Here is a 21351-nt window from a genome sequence, read left to right as displayed (position 1 = left end):
GACAAAATATAACACTTGATAAATTTGTTCCGATCGACAAAAATCTTCCACTTGCTAAGTTTTCACCGCCTCCCCCCCGGCTTCCCTCACCATGTCGACCACCACAGACACCCTACCCGGCGCGCCTCCGCTAGCGCCTCCCCTGGCTCCTCCCCCGCCCGCCGCCTCGCGGCCGCGCCCCGCCTCGCGCCGGCGACTGGCGCTCTTGGCCGGCGCCGGCCTGGCCGTCCTGGCCGGCGCCGCTTGGCTAGGCCACTGGTGGCTGGTTGGCCGCTACTTCGAAAGCACCGACGACGCCTATCTTCAGGCGGACGCCATGACGGTCGCTCCCAAGATCAGCGGCTATGTTGCCGAAGTCTACGTCGCCGACAACCAAACGGTGAAAGTCGGCGATCCGCTGTTGCGTCTGGATGACGGAACCTACCGCGCCACCCTGGACCAGGCCAAGGCCACCATCGCCGCGCGCGAAGCCGACCTGGCTCGCGCCCAGGCCGCGCTGCGGCAGCAACAGGCCAGCCTCGAACAGGCCCAGGCCCAGCAACGCGTGGCCCGCCTGAATGCGCAGCACGCCGAAGACGAAGTGCGCCGTTACCGCCCCCTGGCGGCCAGCGGCGCGGAAACCAGCGAACGCCTGGCCAACCTGGTGAACACGCGCGACCAGGCGCAGGCCACCCTGGCCGCCAACACCGCCGCGGTGGCCGCCGCCCAGGCGCAGCTGGCCGTCACCGCCGCGGAGATCGACCAGGCCCGCGCCCAGGCCGACGCCGCGCGGGCCAGCGCCCGCCAGGCCGCCCTGGATTTGCAGGACACCGTGGTGCGGGCCTCCCAGCCGGGCCGCATCGGCGACCGCAGCGTGCGCGTCGGCCAGTATGTGCAACCCGGCACGCGCGCCATGACGGTGGTTCCGGTGCAAAACGTCTACCTGGTCGCCAATTTCAAGGAAACCCAGATAGGACGCATGCGCGTCAACCAGCCGGTCACCCTGCATGTGGACGCCTTGCCCGGCACCGACTTGCATGGCGTGGTCGACAGTTTCGCGCCCGGCACCGGATCCCAGTTCGCCTTGCTGCCGCCGGAAAACGCGACCGGCAATTTCACCAAGATCGTCCAGCGCGTGCCGGTGCGCATCCGCATCGACACGGGACCGGCCACGCGCAGCCTGCTGCTGCCGGGCCTGTCGGTGACGGCGGAAGTCGACACGCGCGGCGCGCGCGACGACGAGCAGAAGGTGCGCGAGGAAAACCGCGCCACGGCGCCGGCGGCCTCCAATCATGGCTGACGCCGCCACGCTGGCCGCCCCCACGCCCCAGCCCCAGCCTGCCCCGCCGGCGGCGCGGGCCACCGCGGCCGACTGGATCGCTGTCGCCGGCGGCGCGCTCGGCGCGTTGATGGCGACGCTGGACATCTCCATCACCAACTCCGCGCTGCCGCAGATCCAGGGCTCGATCGGCGCCACCGGCACGGAAGGCACGTGGATTTCCACCGGCTACCTGCTGTCCGAGATCGTCATGATCCCGTTGGCTGCCTGGCTTACGCGCGTCTTTGGCCTGCGTAACTTCCTGCTCGGCAACGCCGTGCTGTTCGCCATGTTTTCCGCCATGTGCGGCCTGTCCGGCTCGCTGACGCAAATGATCATCGGCCGCATCGGCCAGGGTTTCGTCGGCGGCGCCATGATTCCCACCGCGCAGACCATTATCCGGACGCGGCTGCCGCGCGAGCAGATGCCCGTGGGCATGACCATGTTCGGCCTCATCGTGCTGCTGGGTCCGCTGCTCGGGCCGGTGGCGGGCGGATGGCTGGCGGAGAACATCAGCTGGAGCTGGTGCTTCTTCGTCAATCTTCCGGTCTGCATCGGCCTGGTCGCCCTGCTGCTGCTGGGGCTGCCCTCGGAAAAAGCCCACTGGGGAGAATTCATCAAGGCCGACTGGCTGGGCATCGCCGGACTGTCGGTCGCGCTGAGTTCGCTGACGGTGGTGCTGGAGGAAGGCCAGCGCGAACGGTGGTTCGACTCGACCATGATCATCACGCTGAGCCTCATGTCCCTCGCCGGCTTCATCGTGCTGGGCGTGGCGCAGTTCACCGCGCGCAAGCCCATCGTGCGCCTGGGCCTGCTGCGCAATCCCCGCTACGCCAGCGTCATCCTTATCGTCTTCGCCGTCGGCGCGGGACTGTATGGCGTGTCCTACCTGGTGCCGCAATTCCTCAGCCTGATCGCCGGCTACAACGCCCAGCAGTCCGGCGCCGTCATGCTGGTCTCCGGCGTGCCGGCCTTCCTGATGATGCCGCTGCTGCCGCGCCTGCTGGGCAGGGCCGACTTCCGCGTGCTGGTCATCCTGGGCCTGCTGCTGTTCACCGGCAGTTGCCTGCTGGACATCGACCTCACCGCCCAGGCGGTGGGCCACGATTTCTATGGGTCGCAGTTCCTGCGCGGCATCGGCCAGATGCTGTGCATGATGCCCTTGAACCAGGCGTCGATGGCGGCGGTCACGCGCGAGGAATCCGGCGACGCCGCCGGCCTGTACAACATGGCGCGCAACCTGGGCGGTTCGGTGGGCCTGGCACTGATCGGCATCGTCATCGACCGCCGCAATACGTATCACACCGACGTCATCCGCGAATCGCTGACGGCCAACTCCCTTGCCGGTCAGGACCATATCGCCGCCATGGCCGCCAACTGGTTCGCGCGGACGGGCGACATGGCGTATTCGAAGATGCGCGCGCTGGGGCAACTGGCCGCGCAGATCCAGCAGCAGGCGGCGGTGATGACGTATTCCGATGCCTTCTACCTGCTCGCCCTGGCCTTGTTGGCCTGCGTCCCCCTGGCCTTGCTGCTGAAAACCCCACGCGGCCCGGTGCCGTCCGCCGGACATTGATCCCGCAATGAACATCATGAAGTCTTTCCGCCACGCCCCGTCCTCGCCCGGCAATGCCCGCGCGCGCCTGTCCAGGCCGTCGCACCATTCCTTGCCTCTTACGCTGCTCGCCACGCTGCTGCTGGCCGGCTGCGCGGTCGGCCCCGACTATCGCGGCGCGCCCGACGCCGCGCCCAAGGCCGAAAAGGCGCAAGCCTTCGTGCGCCAGCCTGACGCGGGCGCCGCCGTCCGCACGGGGCCCGGCGCCTCGGCGGCGCAGTGGTGGCGCACGCTGGGCGACGCGCAATTGGACGCCCTGGTCGACGCGGCCCTCGCGCACAACCCCGACGTGCATGCGGCGCAAGCGCGCCTGCGCCAATCGCGCGCGCAATTGCGCCAGCAGCAGGCCAACCAGATGCCGACCAGTTCCGCGACGGCCGCCATGCTGCGCACGAATACGCCCGACAGCAGCTTTACTTCCGGCGGTCCCATGACGCTGTACACGGCCGACTTCGACGCGTCGTGGGAGCTGGACCTGTTCGGCGGCAAGCGCCGCGCCGTCGAAGCCGCGTCCGCCGAGGCCGAAGCGGTCGATGCGGACCTTGCCGACACCCAGGTATCGCTGGCGGCGGAAGTGGCGCAGGCCTACATCGGCCTGCGCGACCAACAACAACGCCTGCGGCTCGCCCAAGCGTCGGCGGACCTGCAGCAACGCATGCTGGACCTGACCTTGCAGCGCCGCGCCGCCGGCACCGCCGCCGATGTGGATGTCGAACGCCTTACCACCCAGGTGCAGACCACCCGCGCCACGCTGGTGCCGCTGGATGAACAGATCACCGAATCGCTAGACCGCCTGGCGGTGCTTACCGGACGAGAGCCCGGCGAACTGGACCACGCGCTGGCGCCGGTCGGCGCGCTGCCCGTCCTGCCCGCCACCGTCGACGTGGGCGACCCCGCCGCCATGCTGCGGCGCCGGCCCGACATCCGCGCCGCGGAACGCCGGCTGGCATCCACCTACGCCCAGATCGGCGAGCACACGGCCGATCTTTTCCCCAAGGTTTCGCTGTTCGGCACCCTGGGATTCAGCGCCGACACACCCAGCCATCTGTTGCGCAGAAGCAACTTCAGCTGGGTCGGCGTGCCCTATCTGCAATGGAATGTCCTCGATTTTGGCCGTACCCGCAGCGCGATCCACGCTGCCGAGGCGGCCCGGGACGAAGCCGAGGCCAAATATGCCCACGCGGTGCTGCAAGCGTTGCAGGACGCCAATGGCGCGCTGTCGCGCTACGGCCACCAGCGCGAACACCTGGACCGGCTGCGCCAGGTCCAGGTGTCGGCCCAGCGCGCCGCCGACCTGACCCGCCAGCGCTATCGCGCCGGCACGACCACCCTGATCGACCTGCTGGACACGCAGCGCAGTGAATTCGCGGCGCAGCAGGACGTAGTGGCGGGGCAGGCGGAGTTGCTGGACGACTTCGTGTCCCTGCAAAAGAGCCTGGGCCTGGGCTGGAAGGAAGGGAACCAGAAAGAAGGGGACCAGAAAGCCGGGGACGCCTCCGGGCAGCCCCCGATGACGAATGGCCGCGACTCGGGTTAAATAAGGGCGTTTCACAGAAAACGTGGAGTCCGCCACCATGAGGGCGGACCCGAGACATATGCAGCAAGGCAGCACCGCGCAGCACTCCCGGCGAACGCCGGGGAAAGGGAGACGGTATGCATCGCTGGTCCAAGGCCCGGTTTCGGTATCAAATCGTCCTGTATCACGGCGTGGCCGTGCTGGCCGTCGTCATGGCCGGCTGGCTCTGTGCACGCGCCACCCGGCTGGATCCCCCGCCGGGCGTGGCCTTGAGCGCCCGCGCCGGCAGCGACAATGCTGGCCTGTTCTCGCGCCTGGGCGCCGTCAAGCCGGCGTTCGATCCCGTTTCCCTATATTGAACATGCTTCAGTCTTGAACGGGCTCCAGTCACAGCCCGGGGTCGCCAGCCGCCGTTTTTTCCCTGAGCGGCCGCCAGCCGTCCACCAAGGACAATAGCCCCGGAAAACGGGCTTCCAGATCCTCCCGGCGCAAGCGACTGCGCCTTTCCAGCCCGTATTGCCGCTGGCGTATCACCCCGGCCTCGCGCAAGGCCTTGAAATGATGGGTCAAGGACGACTTGGGCCGGTCAAACCCAAACCAGCCGCAAGGATGATCGTAGGCGTCCGATTCGCGCATCAACTTGTGCACGATGGTCAGGCGCAGCGGGTCGGCGAGCGCGCCAAAGACGGTTTCCAGCCGCAAGGCGGCGACGTCCGGCTCCGCCAGCGGCGGAGGAAGGCCGGCCGGCGCGTCGTCCGGGATATCGGTGAGTTTCGTCGTCATGGTTGCAGAACCCGTTTGCTGTACCAGCCGGTCCAGCCGGTCCAGTCGGTCCAGTCGGTCCAGTCGGTCCAGTTGGTCTGGCGACTATAACACCTGTACGAGTTTTTTCGAACTGAGATATAGTTCCCCCAACCTTAGTTCGAAAAAACTCGTACAGGAGCTTAGCCATGTCATCCTCCCCCACGTCTTGCGGCGCCCAGCCCGCGGGCGCGCCTACTGCCCCCGCCCGGGCATGGGCCGCCGCATGGATGGTCACCGCGGTTTTCATGTTGTCGAATTCCCCAACCCCGCTGTACGTGCATTGGCAGGAGCAGATGGGGTTTTCGTCTGGGATGCTGACCGTCATCTTCGCGCTTTACATTGCCGGCCTGCTGGGCACGCTGCTGGTGGCCGGGCAGTTGTCCGATCACTACGGCCGCAAGCCGGTACTGGTCCCGGGATTGCTCGCCGCGCTCGCGGCATGCGGGCTGTTCGCCACGGCGACCTCGATCGGCATGCTCGCGATCGGCCGCTTGCTGGCCGGCATCGCCGTAGGCGTGACTGTCTCGGCGGGCATGGCGGCGGTGGTCGACGCCGGCATCGGCCACAGGCGCAGCGCGGCATTGCTGGCGTCTGTCGCCATGGTGCTGGGTGCCGGCCTAGGTCCCCTGCTGGCAGGCGGACTGGCGCAAACGCTTGGGCAACCGACCCTGCCCATCTTCGCCATCGAAGCCCTGGTCCTGCTGACTGCCCTGCTCGTGGCCCGCCGTTTGCCGGATCGCGCCCGCCCGGACGATGCTCCCCTGCGACTGCGCCTGCCGGGCGTGCCGACGGCGAACCGGCGTCAGGTGCTGTCCGGCATCGCCACTTTCGGCCCGGGCATCACCGCCACCTCCTTCGTCCTGGCGCTGGGACCGTCGCTGCTGGCCCGCCTGCTGGGGGTGCGCAGCCCTCTCCTGGCGGGCGCCGTGGCCTGCACCATGTTCTTCACCGCCGTTGGCGTCCAGTTTGTCGTGCGGCAATGGCCGGTGGCCCGCATCTTTGCCGCCGGCACGGCCGCTACGGTGCTGGCCATGCTGAGCCTGGCAGCCGCGGTCCAGGCCACCCAGGTACCTGCGCTGGTCGCGGCCGCGCTGCTGGCAGGCGCGGGACAGGGTCTGGGACAACTGGGCGGCCTGACCTTGATAGGCTTGCATGTATCCGACAGCCACAGGGCGCAGGCGAACGCCGTACTGAACATAGGCGGCTACATCCCGGCAGGCCTGCTGCCGGTGGCCGCCGGCTACCTGATCGACGCCGTCGGATTGGCGACCGGCGCGACGCTGTTCGCGCTGGCGCTGGCACTCATCGCACTTGGCGGCGGCGCCTGGGCGGTACGCCAACGCTGAAATGCAACAGCCCCGGACGAAGCCGGGGCTGTTGCATTACTGGTCTTAATTACTGGTCTTAATTACTGGTCTTAATTACGGGTCTTAATTACTGGTCTTAATTACTCGTCTTGATTACTCGCGTCCTATATTGCCATCCCTATCGTGGTGATAGCTTGCACCGGCGCCATCAGTCGGCCCGCGTTTCCAGGGCCCGGTTGATACGCAAGGCTATCAGGGTGCACACCACCCCCGACAGCAGGTAGCCGCTGACCGCCACCACCCCGAAATGGGAAGACAGGCTCAGCGCCACCAGCGGCGCGAAGGCGGCTCCCACCAGCCAGGCGAAGTCCGACGTCAACGCCGCGCCGGTATAGCGGAACTGGCGCGTGAAGTTGGCCGTCACCGTCCCGGCCGCCTGGCCGTAGGACAAGCCCAGCAGGAAAAAGCCGATGATGATGAATGCATCCTGCCCGCCGGGTCCGCCTTCCAGCAGCCAGGGCGTGCACAGGGCGAAAATGCCGATCAGGCAGGCCAGCGTGCCCAGCGTGTTGCGCCGCCCCAACTTATCGGCCAGCCAACCGGAAAGAATCGTACCGACGATGCCCAGGAAGCCCCCGAAGATCTCCGCCGTCAGGATGGAATTGACGGACTGGGTCGACTGCAAGGACAGCCAGGACAGCGGGAAAATGGTCACCAAGTGGAACAAGGCGTAGCTGGCCAGGCTGGCGAATGCGCCCAGGAAGATGTTGTAGCCCTGGCCCTTGAACATGACCAGCGTGCCCACCGGCTTCAGTTCCCCTTCTTCCAGCAGGCGCGTATATTCGTCGGTCACCACCAGGCGCAGACGGGCGAACAGCGCCACCACGTTGATGGCGAAGGCAACATAGAACGGATACCGCCAGCCCCAGTCGAGGAAGTCGTCCGCGTTCAGGGTGCTGCGCAGGTAAAGGAAGAGGCCGCCGGCCAGCAGGAACCCGATGGGCGCGCCCAGTTGGCCGATCATCGAGTACCAGCCCCGCTTGTCCTCGGGGGCATTCAAGGCCAGCAGCGACGGCAGGCCGTCCCACGCCCCCCCGGTCGCCACCCCTTGCACCACCCGGAAGATGGCCAGCAGGACGATGGCATGTGTCCCCAATGAATTGTAATTAGGGACAAATGCAATCCCCGCCGTCGCGGTGCCCAGCAGGAACAGGGCCGCCGTCAGCTTGACGCTGCGCCCCCACCGCCGCTGGATCGCCATGAAGATCGACGTGCCGAAGGGCCGGGCGATAAATGCGAAGGAAAACAGAACAAAAGCCATCAACATGCCGTCCAATGGCGGCAAGAACGGGAAAAATACCTGGGGAAAGACCAGGACCGAGGCGATCCCGTACACGAAAAAGTCAAAATATTCCGAGGCCCGCCCGATGATCACTCCAATGGCGATTTCGCCCGGGGCGACCTTGGAGTGTCCTTGGTAGCCGCCCATGTCCGCCTGGGCGTCCCGCTGGAACTCGGATTGGCTGGTTTCGTTGTAGTTCAGCGTATCTGTCGACATCATGCTGCCTCCCGATTCGGGCTACACTTCCGCGGCCCTTGAAGGGACCGCTCCCTCTGCCACGCAATGCAATTGGACAAAATGTCCACTTTTCGCACCGCGTCAATGAGCGTACATTCTGCGTTATTTTCCATACTTTGCGCCCTTGTCTCGTCTCACCGCAATGCCTCCATACAAGCCCCCACGCGGATTACTCCTGCTCCCCCTCCTGGCTGCCACCCTGCTATTAGGCGGCTGTAATGCCGTCCTGCTGTCTCCGTCCGGGGACATAGCGGTACAGCAGCGCGACCTGATCATCATATCCACGATTCTGATGTTGGTGATCATCATCCCGGTAATAATCCTTACGTTGGTATTTGCGTATCGTTACCGCGCGGCCGCCAACAACCCCGATTACGACCCGGAGTGGAACCACTCCACCCGCATCGAACTGATGGTCTGGTCAGCCCCGCTGATCATCATCATCGCCCTCGGCGCGATCACCTGGGTGAGCACCCACCGCCTGGACCCCTACCGTCCGCTGGACCGCCTGTCGGAGGGCCGCGAACTGCCCACCAACGTCAAGCCGCTGGTGGTCGAGGTGGTCTCGATGGACTGGAAGTGGCTGTTCATCTACCCGGAGCAAGGCATCGCGACGGTCAACGAACTGGCCGCGCCGGTCGATCGGCCGATCCAGTTCAAGCTGACCTCGACGACCGTGATGAACGCATTCTTCGTTCCCGCGCTGGCAGGCATGATCTACACGATGCCGGGCATGGAAACGCAGCTGCACGCCGTGATCAACAAGGCGGGCACGTATGACGGCATGTCGGCCAACTTCAGCGGCGCCGGCTTCTCCGGCATGCGCTTCAAGTTCTACGGCATGCCCGCCGGCGACTTCGACAAGTGGGTGCAGCAAGCGCGCGACGGCGGCAACACGCTGGACCGCCCCACCTACATCGAGCTGGACAAGCCCACGGAACGCGTGCCTGTGCAACGCTATGCCACGGTGGCGGCCGACCTCTACGACGCCATCCTGAACCGTTGCGTGGAAAGCGGCAAGACGTGCCTGAAGGACCAGATGGCCATGGACCAGCGCGCCAACACCGGCCTGCAAGGACGTTACAGCGTCGCCAACAACGACACGTCCGTTCGTGGATACCTGGGCAGCATTTGCACCGCCAGCAACCCCACCGGCGCCGGCGTGCTCGAAAACAAAGTGCTGTAACCCGGCCGTCCGACATATTTTTCGCCTAGCGGCCCGCCGCTATGGGAACAACGATGCCTGATCATCTAGATATAACCAAACTGTTATTCGGTCGACTTTCGCTCGACGCGATCCCCTATCACGAACCCATCCTGATCGGAACGTTCGCCGTTGTCGCGCTGGGTGGCCTGGCGCTGCTCGCCGCCCTCACCTACTTCAAGGTCTGGGGCTATCTGTGGCGTGAATGGTTCACCAGCATCGACCACAAGAAAATCGGGATCATGTACATCGTCCTGGCCATCGTCATGCTGCTGCGCGGCTTCGGCGACGCCATCATGATGCGCATGCAGCAGGCCATGGCCTTCGGCGACAACGCCGGCTACCTGCCACCGCACCACTACGACCAGATCTTCACCGCCCACGGCGTGATCATGATCTTCTTCGTGGCCATGCCGCTGGTGACGGGCCTGATGAACTACGTCGTGCCGCTGCAGATCGGCGCCCGCGACGTGGCCTTCCCCTTCCTGAACAACTTCAGCTTCTGGATGACCACCGGCGGCGCCGTGCTGACCATGATTTCGCTGTTCGTCGGCGAATATGCGCGCACCGGCTGGCTGGCCATGCCGCCGCTGTCGGGCATCCAGGCCAGTCCGGACGTGGGGGTCGACTACTACATCTGGGCATTGCAGGTGGCGGGGGTCGGGACATTGCTGTCCGGGATCAACCTGATGGTGACCATCGTCAAGATGCGCGCCCCGGGCATGTCCCTGATGAAGATGCCTGTCTTCACCTGGACCTCGCTGTGCACCAACGTCCTGATCGTCGCGGCCTTCCCGGTGCTGACCGCCGTGCTGGCCCTGCTGTCGCTGGACCGCTACGTGGGCACCAACTTCTTCACGAACGATCTCGGCGGCAACCCGATGATGTACGTGAACCTGATCTGGATCTGGGGCCACCCCGAGGTGTACATCCTGATCCTGCCGGCCTTCGGCATCTTCTCGGAAGTCGTGTCGACCTACAGCGGCAAGCGGCTTTTCGGCTACACCTCCATGGTGTACGCCACGGTCGTGATCACCGTGCTGTCCTACCTGGTCTGGCTGCACCACTTCTTCACGATGGGTTCCGGCGCCAGCGTCAACTCCTTCTTCGGCATCACAACCATGATCATCTCCATCCCGACAGGGGCGAAGATCTTCAACTGGTTGTTCACGATGTACCGCGGCCGCATCCGCTTCGACGTGCCGATGCTGTGGACCATAGGCTTCATGATCACCTTCGTGATCGGCGGGATGACCGGCGTGCTGCTGGCCGTGCCCCCGGCCGACTTCGTGCTGCACAACAGCCTGTTCCTGATCGCCCACTTCCATAACGTGATCATCGGCGGCGTGCTGTTCGGCATGATGGCCGGCATCACCTACTGGTTCCCCAAGGCCTTCGGCTTCAAGCTGGACCCGTTCTGGGGCAAGTGCTCGTTCTGGTTCTGGTTCGTCGGCTTCTACTTCGCCTTCATGCCCCTGTATGTGCTGGGCCTGATGGGCGTAACCCGCCGCCTGAATCACTTCGACGACCCCTCGCTGCAGATCTGGTTCCAGGTCGCCGCGTTCGGCGCCGCGCTGATCGCCCTGGGCATCGGCAGCTTCCTGGTCCAACTGTTCGTCAGCTTCCGCAACCGCGACAAGCTGCGCGACGAGACGGGCGATCCCTGGCACGGCCGCACGCTGGAATGGTCGACCTCGTCGCCCCCGCCCAACTACAACTTCGCCTTCACCCCGCAAATCCATGAGGGCGATGCCTGGTGGCAAATGAAGCAGCGGGGCGCCAAGCGTCCGCTGACCGGGTTCCTGCCGATCCACATGCCCGCCAACACCGGCGCCGGCATCATCCTGGCCGGCCTGAGCACCGTGTTCGGCTTCGCCATGATCTGGCATATGTGGCTCCTGGCCGTGGTGTCCTTCGCCGCCCTCGTCATCGGCGCGATCATCCACACCTTCAACTACAAGCGCGACTACTACATTCCCGCCGAGGAAGTGGCCCAAGTCGAAGCTGAACGTACTCGCCTGCTCGCCAAACATGTCTAATTCACACGCCATCCAGCAGCCCGGCGCCACGTCGGACGAGCTGAACTTCTTCCTCAAGGAAGACCACCACCCGCAGAACGGCACCTTGCTGGGCTTCTGGGTCTACCTGATGAGCGACTGCCTCATCTTCGCCTGCCTGTTCGCCTGCTACGGCGTGCTGGGCCGCAGCTACGCCGGCGGCCCGACCGGCGCGGAGCTGTTCGACCTGCCGCTGGTGGCCGTCAACACGTCGATGCTGCTGCTGTCCTCGATCACCTATGGCTTCGCCATGATCGAGATGCGCAAGCAGCGCGTCGGCGCCGTGCAAGCCTGGCTGCTGATCACCGGCATCCTGGGCGCCATCTTCATCGGCCTGGAGCTGTATGAGTTCCTGCACCTGATCCATGAAGGCAACGGCCCGCAGCGCAGCGCCTTCCTGTCGTCGTTCTTCACGCTGGTGGCCACGCACGGCCTGCACGTGACCTTCGGCATCGTCTGGCTGATCACGCTGATGATCCAGGTCGGCAAGCATGGCCTGATTCCGGAAAACCGCCGCCGCCTGATGTGCCTGTCGATGTTCTGGCACTTCCTGGACGTGGTCTGGATCGGCGTCTTCACCTTTGTCTACCTGATGGGAGTGCTGCCATGAGCAACCATTCCGCTACCGCACACGACCACCACGGCCATGACCATGGCCACCACGGCCACGACGACCACGACGACGGCGCCGCCCACAGCACCTTCGGCGGCTACATGACCGGCTTCATCCTGGCCGTCATCCTGACCGTGATCCCGTTCTGGCTGGTGATGGGCAAGGTGTTCGAAAGCTCCAGCACCACCGCCTTGATCCTGCTTGGCCTGGGCGCGATCCAGATCGTCGTGCACATGGTCTACTTCCTGCACATGAACGCGAAGTCGGAAGGCGGCTGGAACATGCTGGCGCTGATGTTCACGCTGGTCCTGGTGGTCATCACCCTGGCCGGTTCGCTGTGGGTCATGTACCACATGAACGTCAACATGATGCCGCACATGAACATGCACGACATGCAGACGTCCTGACAAGGTCGTGACGCAGTCCCGCCGGCCCCGCCGGCGGGACGACAGCCCGCTTTTCGCAACGTGGCCTTACCCCTCCCCCCCTCCCCTTCCCCCTCCTCTCCGGCATCCGCGCCGCGTCCGCATCGCAGCGCCACGCGCCTGACCTGCCTGGCCCTCATCGGCCTGCTGCTCTTCTCCCTCTTCTGCGCCCTCGGCACCTGGCAAGTCCATCGACGCGCCTGGAAGCTGGACCTGATCGCGCGGGTCGACGAGCGTGTCCATGCCGCTCCCACGCCCGCCCCCGGCCCGGTCGACTGGCCCCACGTCACCGCCGACCACGACGAATATCGCCGCGTGCGGCTGGACGGCGCCTGGATGGAGGGCAAGGACACCCTGGTCCAGGCCGTCACCGGCCTGGGCAGCGGCTACTGGGTACTGACGCCGCTGCGGCTGGCCCATGGCGGCATCGTGCTGGTCAACCGCGGCTATATCCCGGCCGACCAGCGCCAGGCCCCGCGCGCCGCGCCCCTTGCCGCGCCCGTCATCGGCCTGCTGCGCATCAGTGAAGTCGGCGGCGGGTTCCTGCGCAAGAACGATCCCGCCGCCGATCGCTGGTTCTCGCGCGACGTGGCCGCCATCGCCGCCGCGCGCGGCCTGCCGGCCGACCAGGTGGCGCCTTATTTCGTCGACGCCGATGTTGGCCGCGAATTTGGCTCCACGGCTGGCTCCACGCCTGGCTCCGCAACCGGCCCCACGTCGGCCCCCTCGTCGGCCCTGGGCCCGATCACGCCCGTGGGCGGCCTGACCGTCATCCAGTTCCCCAACAGCCATCTGGTCTATGCCATCACCTGGTACGGCCTGGCGCTGATGGTCCTCGTGGCGGCGGTCTACGTGATACGCGACGAACGCCGGCGCGGCGTGTCCGCGGACACGGCCGGCGGGTTGGAACGCTGAGCGCGGACGGGATACACTTCGCGCGCATGGAGATTGCGAAGATGCCCGCAGCAGGTCCTTCCCCCGACGCAAGCCTCGCCACCGTCGCGCCCCTGGACGACCAGGGCGACGACGACGTGTCCCCCGGGACGCCGGCCATCGCGCCGGCCGATGAGCCCCCCCGACGGCGCTTCGACAGCACCGGTCACAAGAACATGCAGCAGTTGGTCCAGCTGCGCTGGATCGCGGCGCTGGGGCAACTGGTCACCATCTATGTCGTCTATCTTGGTTTCGACGTCCGCCTGCCGTTGAACTACATGCTGGCCGTGCTGGGCTGCCTGGTGGCCTTCAATGCCGTCAGCGTGCTGCGCCTGCGCGTCTATCCCGAGGTCACCAACGGCGAACTGTTCGTGTCCATGCTGGTCGACGTCGGCATGCTGACGGCCCAGCTGTACCTGAGCGGCGGGGCCACCAACCCGTTCGTCTTCCTGTACCTGTTGCAGGTCACGCTGGGCGCGATGCTGCTCAAGTCCTGGAGCACATGGACGCTGGTGGCCGTGGCGCTCTGCTGCATCGGCGGCCTGGCGCTGGCGGCCCGCCCCCTGCCCCTGCCGCTGGACCACGCCAACGGCGTGGCCAGCCTGTATATCCAGGGCATGCTGATCTGCTTCGCCATCAACGCGGTGCTGCTGGTGGTCTTCGTCAGCCGCATCAGCCACAACTTGCGCGCGCGCGACGCCCACCTGGCCGACCTGCGCCAGCGCGCCGCGGAAGAAGAGCACATCGTGCGCATGGGCCTGCTGGCGTCGGGCGCCGCGCATGAGCTGGGCACGCCGCTGGCGACCCTGGCGGTAATCCTGGGTGACTGGCGCCGCATGCCGGCCTTCGCCGACGATCCGGAACTGACCCAGGAAATCAGCGAAATGCAGACCCAGGTGCTGCGCTGCAAGTCCATCGTCAGCGGCATCCTGCTGTCAGCCGGCGAAGCGCGTGGCGAAGCGCCCGTCGAAACCACCGTGCGCACATTCCTGGACGATCTCATCGCCGAATGGCGGGGCACCCGGCCCGGCGCCACGCTGGATTACCACAACGACTTCGGCCAGGACCTGCGCATCATTTCCGACTCCGCGCTCAAGCAGATGATCTGCAACGTGCTGGACAATGCGCTGGAAGCCTCCCCCGCCTGGGTGGGCCTGCGCGCCAGCCGTGCCGGGGCGGACCTCAACCTGGTCATTACCGACCAGGGGCCCGGCTTTCCGCCGGCCATGCTGGCGCAGCTGGGCAAGCCCTATCAATCCAGCAAGGGCCGTCCCGGCGGCGGCCTGGGCCTGTTCCTGGTCGTCAACGTGGCGCGCACGCTGGGCGGCCGGGTATCGGCCAGGAACCTGCCGCAGGGCGGCGCGATGGTAACCTTGACGCTCCCGCTGGCGGCCCTGACGCTGGACGAGGACGAGGACGAAGGCGAAGACGAAGACGAACAAAAGGAAGAGGCCGATGCAAGCTGAGCCGTTGGCGCAACCGGGCGCGGACCGCCTGCTGTTGATCGTCGAGGACGACGAAGCGTTCGCGCGCACGCTGGGCCGGTCCTTCGAGCGCCGCGGCTACACGGTCCTGCACGCGACCGGCCTGGAGCAGGTCCAGCAGCTGCTGGGGGAACATGCGCCGGGCTATGCCGTCGTCGACCTCAAGCTCAAGGGCGAAGCCACCGGCCTGGCTTGCGTGCAGGCCCTGCATGCGCACGATGCTGAAATGACCATCGTGGTGCTGACGGGCTACGCCAGCATCGCCACCGCCGTGGAAGCGATCAAGCTGGGCGCCTGCCACTACCTGGCCAAGCCCTCGAATACGGACGACATCGAGCTGGCCTTCGAACGCGCCGAAGGCGACACCGGCGTTAGCGTCACCGAGCGGCCCACCTCCATCAAGACGCTGGAATGGGAGCGCATCCACGAGATGCTGGCCGAGACCGGGTTCAATATCTCCGAAACGGCGCGCCGGCTGGGCATGCATCGCCGCACGCTGGCCCGCAAGCTGGAAAAACAGCGGGTGAAGTGATCGCGTAGTGATCGTGGGTGAAGTGATCGCGTAGCGATCAGTCGCGTGTGGCGGCGGCCTGCCCAGGGTGGCCGGCATGGCCGGCGGCGACCCGCGCGGACTCGCTCAACCACCGCCGCTTATCGCGCATGGGCGCGGTGCCGAAAAGACGGCTGTATTCCCGGCTGAATTGCGAGGGGCTTTCATAACCCACCTGCCGCGCCACCACCGCCACGTCGCCATCGCCCATGAAGATCAGCCGGCGCGCTTCCTGCAAGCGCAACTGCTTCTGGAATTGCAGCGGGCTCATCGCCGTCACCGACTTGAAGTGATGATGGAAGGACGACACGCTCATGTGCGCGTCGCGCGCCATGTGGTCCACCCGCAGCGGCTGGTCGTAGCAGGTGCGCATCTGGTGGATGGAACGCGCGATGCGCTGCGTGTGGCTGTCCTGCAGCGCCGTCTGGCGCAAGGCCAGCCCCTGGCCATTGACGAGCAGGCGATAGAGGATCTCGCGCTTGATCAGCGGCGCCACGATGGGAATGTCGGCCGGCGTGTCGAGCAGACGCGCCAGCCGCAGCACCGCGTCCAGCATGGACCCGCCCAGCGGATGCACATGCACGCCGCGCGGCGCCTCCGCCGGTCCGGGCGGCGGCAGATGGTCGTCGCGGATCAGCGCGCCGATCTCTTCCACGTCCAGGTCCAGGCGCAGGCTCAGGTAGGGTTCCGCGTCGCTGGCCGGGCGCACCTCGGCGACCACGGGCAAGTCGACCGAAGACACCATATAACGGAAGGGATCGTACTCAAAGACATCCTCGCCCACCAGCAAGCGCTTGCCGCCCTGTGCGATGACCGAAAGAATGGGGTTCTGGATGCTGTGCATGGGACCGCAGTCGCACATCAGGCGGTACAAATGCAGCCCGGGAATCGCGGTGAGCGTCACTCCTTCGACGCATGCGCCGGTGCGGCGGGCCAGCACTGCCGCCAGTTCGCGACGCGCGGCATCGTCGCGCAGGCGCCCCGGCGCCTCTTGGTCGAACGGCGACACGGCGGCATCAGGCAGGTCGTTGGATCCCATGGATATTCCCGGATAAGGCAAGCCTGAAGACTATATCGCCTCCAGGGCGCCGAGACATCTCCGCCAGGGCCGGCCACGGCGCGTTCTGGAGAATCGGGCAAGAATTCAACAGGATCGGGCAGTCCTGAAGTCGCACCGCGACCTCATTCGGAAGGCGGCAAGCGCGCCCCGCTCATACCGGCCCCAGTCGCGCCTTGGCCGCGACCGGCGCGGGCCGCAGGACGGTAATGCGCTGCTCGTCGGTAATCCGCTCCAACGCGCGCATCCCGGCCGCCGCGGCGGCGCTCGCGGCCGCGTAATGCGCGCCGCGATCGACCAGCGTGCCCTTGCCCGTCTCCCGCGACATTGCGATATAGATCAACCAAGCGTACTCGCCATTGTCGCCGCGCTCTATATCCAGGGCCAACCGATAACCATCGGCGACCGCCACGTATAGCTCCATCGCTCCCCCCGCCTATGTGCTCAGCCACTCTATAGCATGACTCGCGGGGTCCTGGCACTAGTGCTCGCCCAGTTGTTGGGCGGCTTTTGCCTGCGGTTCTAATGAAACTTGAAGGAGCGAAAAAAACCGATATAAAACAACATTGACGTTTCAAATTCTTAACCGGGTCCCTACGGTTGCCTGTCAGCGGGATATTGTTTTCTGCCGACAGGGTGGGCATTTTCATGAGGATGGGGAGCCACCGGGTCGCCGCGCCCGATACATTTTGACACTGGCATCATCATGGTTGCACACGACTGGTGCTACGGTCACAGGGTCGTCCATAGCGGGGGATGCGTTCACGTTTCCTCGGGCGATACACACGTGCTTGGGCCACGGAGGGTATCCGTGGCCATTTTTTTCGCCTGTGCGATGCCAACGGCCCTGCCGCGGCCGCCATGGCGCGGCAGCCGAAAGGGCCCCGCCCGGGTGGGCCGGGCGTACCCCCAAAGTCGCAAAACAGCCAGGACAGGCCTGATACGCTTGGACACCGGCCGCCTTTCAAGCAGTCGCAATAAGTATCCGTTCTGCAACCCGGATGGGTTTCGTCTCATGCCCGGCGCCAACCAGGCTCCGTATACTGCCCCGCGATTTTTCCGATTTCTCTCATACTGGAATGACCGTGCAAAACGCAGGCAGCGTCTTGATCGTCGACGACCATCCCATGATCCGGTTCGCCGTCAAGACCCTTTTCGAACAGAACGGCTGGAAGGTCGTCGCCGAAGCCGGCTCCGGGGTCGACGCCTTGAGCGCGGCCCGTCAGCATCAACCGGACCTTATCGTGCTCGACATCGGCATTCCCAAGATGGACGGCTTGATGGTGATCTCGCGCTTGCGCGGCGGCGATGAAAACCGGGGTCCGCGCATCGTGGTCCTCAGCGCCCAGAATCCCGAACACCTCGCCGCCCGATGCCTGCATGCGGGCGCGGTGGGCTTCGTCTACAAGGGCAAGGAGCTGACCGAACTGATCGGCGCGGCCAAGGCCGTCATGCAGGGGAACACCTACTTCCCCAGCGTGGCGTTGCGCCCGACGCCGGATGGGTCGGGCGGCGAGGATGCGCTGATCCGCCTGCTGTCGGACCGCGAACTCGTCGTCCTGCAACACCTTGCGCGCGGCGCGCTGAACAAGACCATCGCCGCCACGCTCATGCTCAGCGAGAAAACCGTCAGTACCTACAAGACCCGTCTGCTGGAAAAGCTGAACGTCACGTCCCTGCTGGAATTGACGGACATGGCGCGCCGCAACGGACTGGTCTGAAACCGATGCCGCCGCGTCGCCGCCGCTGGCTACCGCGGGTCCTGGCGCGGGTCCCGGCCTTGGCGCTCCTGCTGCAAGCCGCGGGCCACGCCACCGCCGCCGAGCCGCCCGCGCGCGCTTCCCAGGTCATCATCGACCATGCCCGCTGCGCCATGGCGTCCTCGGCCAGGCCCGCGAGCCCGGCCAGCGCGGCGGAACGGCCGGCGGCCGGCCACGACCTGTTCGCGGACCTGTATGACGCGGCCGCCCGCATCTTCACGCCGGACCGCGACGCCGACGCGCTTCAATGCTGGACCTTGCAGGCCTTGGACGCGAGCGCCCCGTCGCTGGTCCTCACCGCCGAGGAGAAGCAATGGATCGAGACCCATCCGTCGATCACGGTGGCGTTGGCGGAACCCGCCGCGTCGCTTCCCGACGGCAACAGCCTGGATGAAGACCCCGGCCTGGTCCACGAGTTCCTGGCCGCGATCGCGCAGCGCAGCGGCCTGCGCATCGAGGCCACGCGGGTCGACAGCGCCCGCAACGCGCCCGCCCACCGCCCGGCGCAAGCGTTCGACATGCTCGCCCCTGTCGACCTTGCCACGTACGACGACCCGGCCTACGAGACCGTCGGACCGCTGGTGACCAACGGCAATGTCCTGCTGGTGCGCCAGGAACATCCCAATACCGATGTTCCCGCGCACAGCCTGGCCGACAAGCACCTTGCCGTCACGGCGGGCAGCAGCAGCGAAGCCTGGGTGGCAGAGCATTACCCGGAAATCATGCTGGTACGCATGGACAGCGACCAGGCCGCGCTGGACGCGGTGGTCAATGGGTGGGCAGATGCCGCGGTGCTGATGGAGTTGCGCGCCAAGTACGCGTTGGCGCATGGCTATGCGGGTCGCTTGCGCATCGGCGGCCACTTGCCGGGCGAGCCCAGCCGGCTGGGCCTGGCCGTGGCCCGCGCCCAGCCGCTGCTGCGGGGTATCGTCGAGAAGGCGCTGGCCAGCCTCGACCCGAAGGCAACGGCGACCCTGATCCATCGCTGGCGCGCAATGCAGGAGGCGCTGATCACCCCGCCCGGCGCGCATCGCCAGCAATTGCATCGCCTGCTGGGCACGGCCACCCTCCTGGGCCTGTTGCTGGTGGCGTGGAACGGCTACCTGCGCCGGCAGATACGCAAGCGCAAGCGCGCCGAACGGGCCCTGAACGACCAGCTCGAATTCATGCGCGTGCTGATCAACGGCACGCCCTACGCCATTTATGTGCGCGATACGCAAAGCCGCCTGGTCGCCTGCAACCAGCGCTACCTGGACGAATTCTCCGTGTCGCGCGAACAGGTCATGAACAAGACGCTGGCGGAGGCGGGCATCGAGTTCATGACGTCCGAGGACCAGCAGCGCTACCAGGCCATCTACGACGAAGCCTTGCGGGAAGGCCGCGCCATTTTCGCGGACCGCGAGGGACTGCTGCGCGGATCGAGACGGCGCATCCATCACTGGGTATTGCCGTATAACGACTCCGCGGGCGGCATCGCCGGCATTATCGGTGGTTGGATAGACGTCTCCGACCGCGTGCGCCTGCTCAACGAACTACAGGCCGCCAAGGAACTCGCGGAATCGGCCAATCGCGCCAAGACCGAGTTCCTGGTCACCGCCAGCCACGAGATCCGCACGCCCATGAACGCCATTTCCGGCATGCTGGAGCTGGCGCTCAAGGGCGACGACGAACAGGCGATGCAGGACTATGTCACGGTGGCGTATACCTCCACCCAGGCCTTGCTGGCCATCGTGGGCAATATTCTCGATATCGAGAAAATCGAATCGGACCGCCTGGAGCTGCTGCCCGAGCGCGTCAGCCTGACCCAGTTGGCCGAATCCGTGCAGCAAATGTTCGACTGCGTCGCCCGCAACAAGGGCATCGCGCTGAAGCTGGCCATCCAGCCGGGACAGCCCGATCACGTATCGATCGATCCGACGCGCTTCAAGCAGATTCTCTCCAACCTGGTCAGCAACGCGGTCAAGTTCACCGCCACCGGCCAGGTCGAGGTGCGGCTGGCCACCCGCCTGGTCTCGGCGCAACGCTGCCTGGTCGATGTCCTGGTCATCGACACCGGCATGGGTATCGGCGAGAAAGACCAGCGCCTGCTTTTCCAGCCATTCACGCAAACGCGGGAAGGGGCGCGCACCTTGGGCGGCACCGGCATGGGATTGTGCATCGCGCGCAGGCTGGTTGAGTTGATGGGTGGCGAGATCCGCCTGCGCAGCACGCCAGGGTTGGGGACGGAAGTCGGCTTCCGCTTCGAAGCGATGCGCGAGGACCCGCCGGAGCACGACGATGCCGCCCTCCCCGCCGAGCCCGACCACGCGGCAACGCTGCACGTGCTCATCGTCGACGACAATGCCCCCAATCGGCTATTGCTGCGCAAGCAGATGGAACACCTGGGACATCGCGTGGTGCAGGCCAACAGCGGCGACGAGGCCTGGCGCGCGTGGCGCCCCGGCGCCTACGACCTGGTCATGACGGACTGCAATATGGCTCAGGGCGACGGGCACGCACTGGCGCGGCGCATCCGGGCCGCGGAAGCCCCGGACGGGCCGCGCTGCGTCATCTTCGCCTACACGGCCAACGCGCGGCAGGAAGAAGTGCAGCGCTGCCGGGCGTCCGGCATGGACGCCTGCCTCTTCAAGCCGCTGGGCCTGGAAAGCCTGCGGCGCTATTTGCGCAGCCACATTCCTCGCTCGCGGGCGTTGCAGGCGCCGTGGCGTGACGGCCTGCTGTTCGATCCGCTTGCCATCGACCACCTGTGCGGCGGCAATGCGTCGAGCAACCGGGCCATGTTCGAGGAACTGCTGCGTTCCGGGCACACCGATGAGCGGGCGCTGTGCTCGGCGGCTGAAAGCGGTGACGTGGTCATCATGGACAGCGCGGTGCACGCCGTGCTGGGCGTTGCCCGCATGATAGACGCCAAGCCCTTGATGGCTGCCTGCACGCAGGCCCAACGTAAACTCGCCGAGGCCGGCGGCGCCCCGTGCGCCCCCGACGTGCTCGATGAGGTGCGGCGGCGGCAGCTGGCGCTGCTGGCGTCGGTGGAGGCCTGGCTGCGGACGGAGCCGGCGTCCGCCCCCGCGAGCGAACCGCTGGAGGCCGGCGCGCAAGCAATCTGACACATTTGCCCAGGCAAACTCTGCCACAATGGCCGTTCGCGCG

At 66.2% G+C, this 21351-nt stretch carries 18 protein-coding genes; 14 read left to right on the top strand and 4 right to left on the bottom strand.

Going from position 1 to position 21351, the window contains the following annotated elements:
* Nucleotides 1–91: 91 nt before the first annotated feature.
* From C7R54_RS15370 to C7R54_RS15355, 4 genes are all read left to right on the top strand, one after another.
* On the top strand, nt 92–1279 hold the full coding sequence (locus C7R54_RS15370; protein WP_129151316.1) for an HlyD family secretion protein: 1188 nt from the start codon (nt 92–94) through the stop codon (nt 1277–1279).
* Complete coding sequence (locus C7R54_RS15365; protein WP_129151315.1) at nt 1272–2873, top strand: MDR family MFS transporter; 1602 nt, start codon at nt 1272–1274, stop codon at nt 2871–2873. Before C7R54_RS15370 ends, C7R54_RS15365 begins: the two co-directional genes overlap by 8 nt.
* Nucleotides 2874–2889: 16 nt before the next feature.
* Entirely contained in the window at nt 2890–4449 is a 1560-nt protein-coding gene (locus C7R54_RS15360; RefSeq protein WP_129151574.1) for an efflux transporter outer membrane subunit, read from the top strand.
* Between the two features lie 116 nt (nt 4450–4565).
* Nucleotides 4566–4787 (top strand): hypothetical protein, encoded by a 222-nt coding sequence (locus tag C7R54_RS15355; RefSeq protein WP_129151314.1) that lies wholly within the window; start codon nt 4566–4568, stop codon nt 4785–4787.
* A 28-nt stretch (nt 4788–4815) separates the two neighbouring features.
* Here C7R54_RS15355 and C7R54_RS15350 read toward each other — a convergent pair whose 3' ends face one another.
* Entirely contained in the window at nt 4816–5211 is a 396-nt protein-coding gene (locus C7R54_RS15350) for an ArsR/SmtB family transcription factor (protein WP_129151313.1), read from the bottom strand.
* 167 nt (nt 5212–5378) lie between these two features.
* Here C7R54_RS15350 and C7R54_RS15345 point away from each other — a divergent pair, with 167 nt between their 5' ends.
* Nucleotides 5379–6578 carry an MFS transporter gene (locus tag C7R54_RS15345; protein ID WP_129151312.1) on the top strand — a complete coding sequence of 400 codons (1200 nt, stop codon included), beginning with the start codon at nt 5379–5381 and terminating at the stop codon, nt 6576–6578.
* Nucleotides 6579–6747: 169 nt separating this feature from the next.
* Here C7R54_RS15345 and C7R54_RS15340 read toward each other — a convergent pair whose 3' ends face one another.
* The gene (locus tag C7R54_RS15340; protein WP_240039564.1) at nt 6748–8028 is read right to left on the bottom strand and encodes an MFS transporter; all 1281 of its coding nucleotides are present in this window, start codon (nt 8026–8028) and stop codon (nt 6748–6750) included.
* A gap of 232 nt (nt 8029–8260) precedes the next feature.
* Here C7R54_RS15340 and cyoA point away from each other — a divergent pair, with 232 nt between their 5' ends.
* From cyoA to C7R54_RS15305, 7 genes are all read left to right on the top strand, one after another.
* The gene (gene cyoA / locus C7R54_RS15335) at nt 8261–9304 is read left to right on the top strand and encodes a ubiquinol oxidase subunit II (protein ID WP_129151311.1); all 1044 of its coding nucleotides are present in this window, start codon (nt 8261–8263) and stop codon (nt 9302–9304) included.
* 53 nt (nt 9305–9357) lie between these two features.
* Nucleotides 9358–11361 carry a cytochrome o ubiquinol oxidase subunit I gene (gene cyoB, locus C7R54_RS15330; RefSeq protein WP_129151310.1) on the top strand — a complete coding sequence of 668 codons (2004 nt, stop codon included), beginning with the start codon at nt 9358–9360 and terminating at the stop codon, nt 11359–11361.
* Nucleotides 11354–11989 (top strand): cytochrome o ubiquinol oxidase subunit III, encoded by a 636-nt coding sequence (gene cyoC, locus C7R54_RS15325; RefSeq protein WP_129151309.1) that lies wholly within the window; start codon nt 11354–11356, stop codon nt 11987–11989. The genes cyoB and cyoC overlap by 8 nt, the downstream gene beginning before the upstream one ends.
* On the top strand, nt 11986–12399 hold the full coding sequence (gene cyoD / locus C7R54_RS15320; RefSeq protein ID WP_129151308.1) for a cytochrome o ubiquinol oxidase subunit IV: 414 nt from the start codon (nt 11986–11988) through the stop codon (nt 12397–12399). The genes cyoC and cyoD overlap by 4 nt, the downstream gene beginning before the upstream one ends.
* Before the next feature lie 60 nt (nt 12400–12459).
* Entirely contained in the window at nt 12460–13332 is an 873-nt protein-coding gene (locus tag C7R54_RS15315) for an SURF1 family protein (protein WP_129151307.1), read from the top strand.
* A gap of 116 nt (nt 13333–13448) precedes the next feature.
* Nucleotides 13449–14816: an ATP-binding protein gene (locus C7R54_RS15310; protein ID WP_129151572.1), complete on the top strand. Its 1368-nt coding sequence runs from the start codon at nt 13449–13451 to the stop codon at nt 14814–14816.
* Complete coding sequence (locus C7R54_RS15305) at nt 14806–15366, top strand: response regulator transcription factor (protein WP_129151306.1); 561 nt, start codon at nt 14806–14808, stop codon at nt 15364–15366. Before C7R54_RS15310 ends, C7R54_RS15305 begins: the two co-directional genes overlap by 11 nt.
* Before the next feature lie 37 nt (nt 15367–15403).
* On the opposite strand, the gene C7R54_RS15300 is transcribed toward C7R54_RS15305, so the two are convergent.
* Nucleotides 15404–16423: an AraC family transcriptional regulator gene (locus C7R54_RS15300; protein ID WP_129151305.1), complete on the bottom strand. Its 1020-nt coding sequence runs from the start codon at nt 16421–16423 to the stop codon at nt 15404–15406.
* A gap of 172 nt (nt 16424–16595) precedes the next feature.
* Nucleotides 16596–16853, bottom strand: a complete 258-nt coding sequence (locus C7R54_RS15295) for a hypothetical protein (RefSeq protein ID WP_129151304.1) — start codon at nt 16851–16853, stop codon at nt 16596–16598.
* Between the two features lie 673 nt (nt 16854–17526).
* On the opposite strand from C7R54_RS15295, the gene C7R54_RS15290 reads away from it, so the two are divergent.
* Both C7R54_RS15290 and C7R54_RS15285 read left to right on the top strand, forming a co-directional pair.
* Nucleotides 17527–18162, top strand: a complete 636-nt coding sequence (locus tag C7R54_RS15290; protein ID WP_240039540.1) for a response regulator transcription factor — start codon at nt 17527–17529, stop codon at nt 18160–18162.
* Between the two features lie 5 nt (nt 18163–18167).
* Nucleotides 18168–21308, top strand: a complete 3141-nt coding sequence (locus C7R54_RS15285; protein ID WP_129151302.1) for an ATP-binding protein — start codon at nt 18168–18170, stop codon at nt 21306–21308.
* Nucleotides 21309–21351 lie beyond the last annotated feature (43 nt).

The organism is Achromobacter aloeverae (genome assembly GCF_004121055.1).
Taxonomy (GTDB): Bacteria; Pseudomonadota; Gammaproteobacteria; order Burkholderiales; family Burkholderiaceae_B; genus Bordetella_C; species Bordetella_C aloeverae.
Note: the sequence above shows the minus strand (reverse complement) of the source record. Positions and strands in the feature narration are given on the sequence as shown.

Coding starts and splice junctions, on each gene's coding strand:
- cyoB (WP_129151310.1), top strand. CDS start 9,358: ATGCCTGATCATCTAGATATAACCAAACTGTTATTCGGTCGACTTTCG.
- C7R54_RS15285 (WP_129151302.1), top strand. CDS start 18,168: ATGCCGCCGCGTCGCCGCCGCTGGCTACCGCGGGTCCTGGCGCGGGTC.
- C7R54_RS15365 (WP_129151315.1), top strand. CDS start 1,272: ATGGCTGACGCCGCCACGCTGGCCGCCCCCACGCCCCAGCCCCAGCCT.
- C7R54_RS15370 (WP_129151316.1), top strand. CDS start 92: ATGTCGACCACCACAGACACCCTACCCGGCGCGCCTCCGCTAGCGCCT.
- cyoC (WP_129151309.1), top strand. CDS start 11,354: ATGTCTAATTCACACGCCATCCAGCAGCCCGGCGCCACGTCGGACGAG.
- cyoA (WP_129151311.1), top strand. CDS start 8,261: ATGCCTCCATACAAGCCCCCACGCGGATTACTCCTGCTCCCCCTCCTG.
- C7R54_RS15340 (WP_240039564.1), bottom strand. CDS start 8,028: ATGGGCGGCTACCAAGGACACTCCAAGGTCGCCCCGGGCGAAATCGCC.
- C7R54_RS15345 (WP_129151312.1), top strand. CDS start 5,379: ATGTCATCCTCCCCCACGTCTTGCGGCGCCCAGCCCGCGGGCGCGCCT.
- C7R54_RS15305 (WP_129151306.1), top strand. CDS start 14,806: ATGCAAGCTGAGCCGTTGGCGCAACCGGGCGCGGACCGCCTGCTGTTG.
- cyoD (WP_129151308.1), top strand. CDS start 11,986: ATGAGCAACCATTCCGCTACCGCACACGACCACCACGGCCATGACCAT.
- C7R54_RS15355 (WP_129151314.1), top strand. CDS start 4,566: ATGCATCGCTGGTCCAAGGCCCGGTTTCGGTATCAAATCGTCCTGTAT.
- C7R54_RS15360 (WP_129151574.1), top strand. CDS start 2,890: ATGAAGTCTTTCCGCCACGCCCCGTCCTCGCCCGGCAATGCCCGCGCG.
- C7R54_RS15350 (WP_129151313.1), bottom strand. CDS start 5,211: ATGACGACGAAACTCACCGATATCCCGGACGACGCGCCGGCCGGCCTT.
- C7R54_RS15300 (WP_129151305.1), bottom strand. CDS start 16,423: ATGGGATCCAACGACCTGCCTGATGCCGCCGTGTCGCCGTTCGACCAA.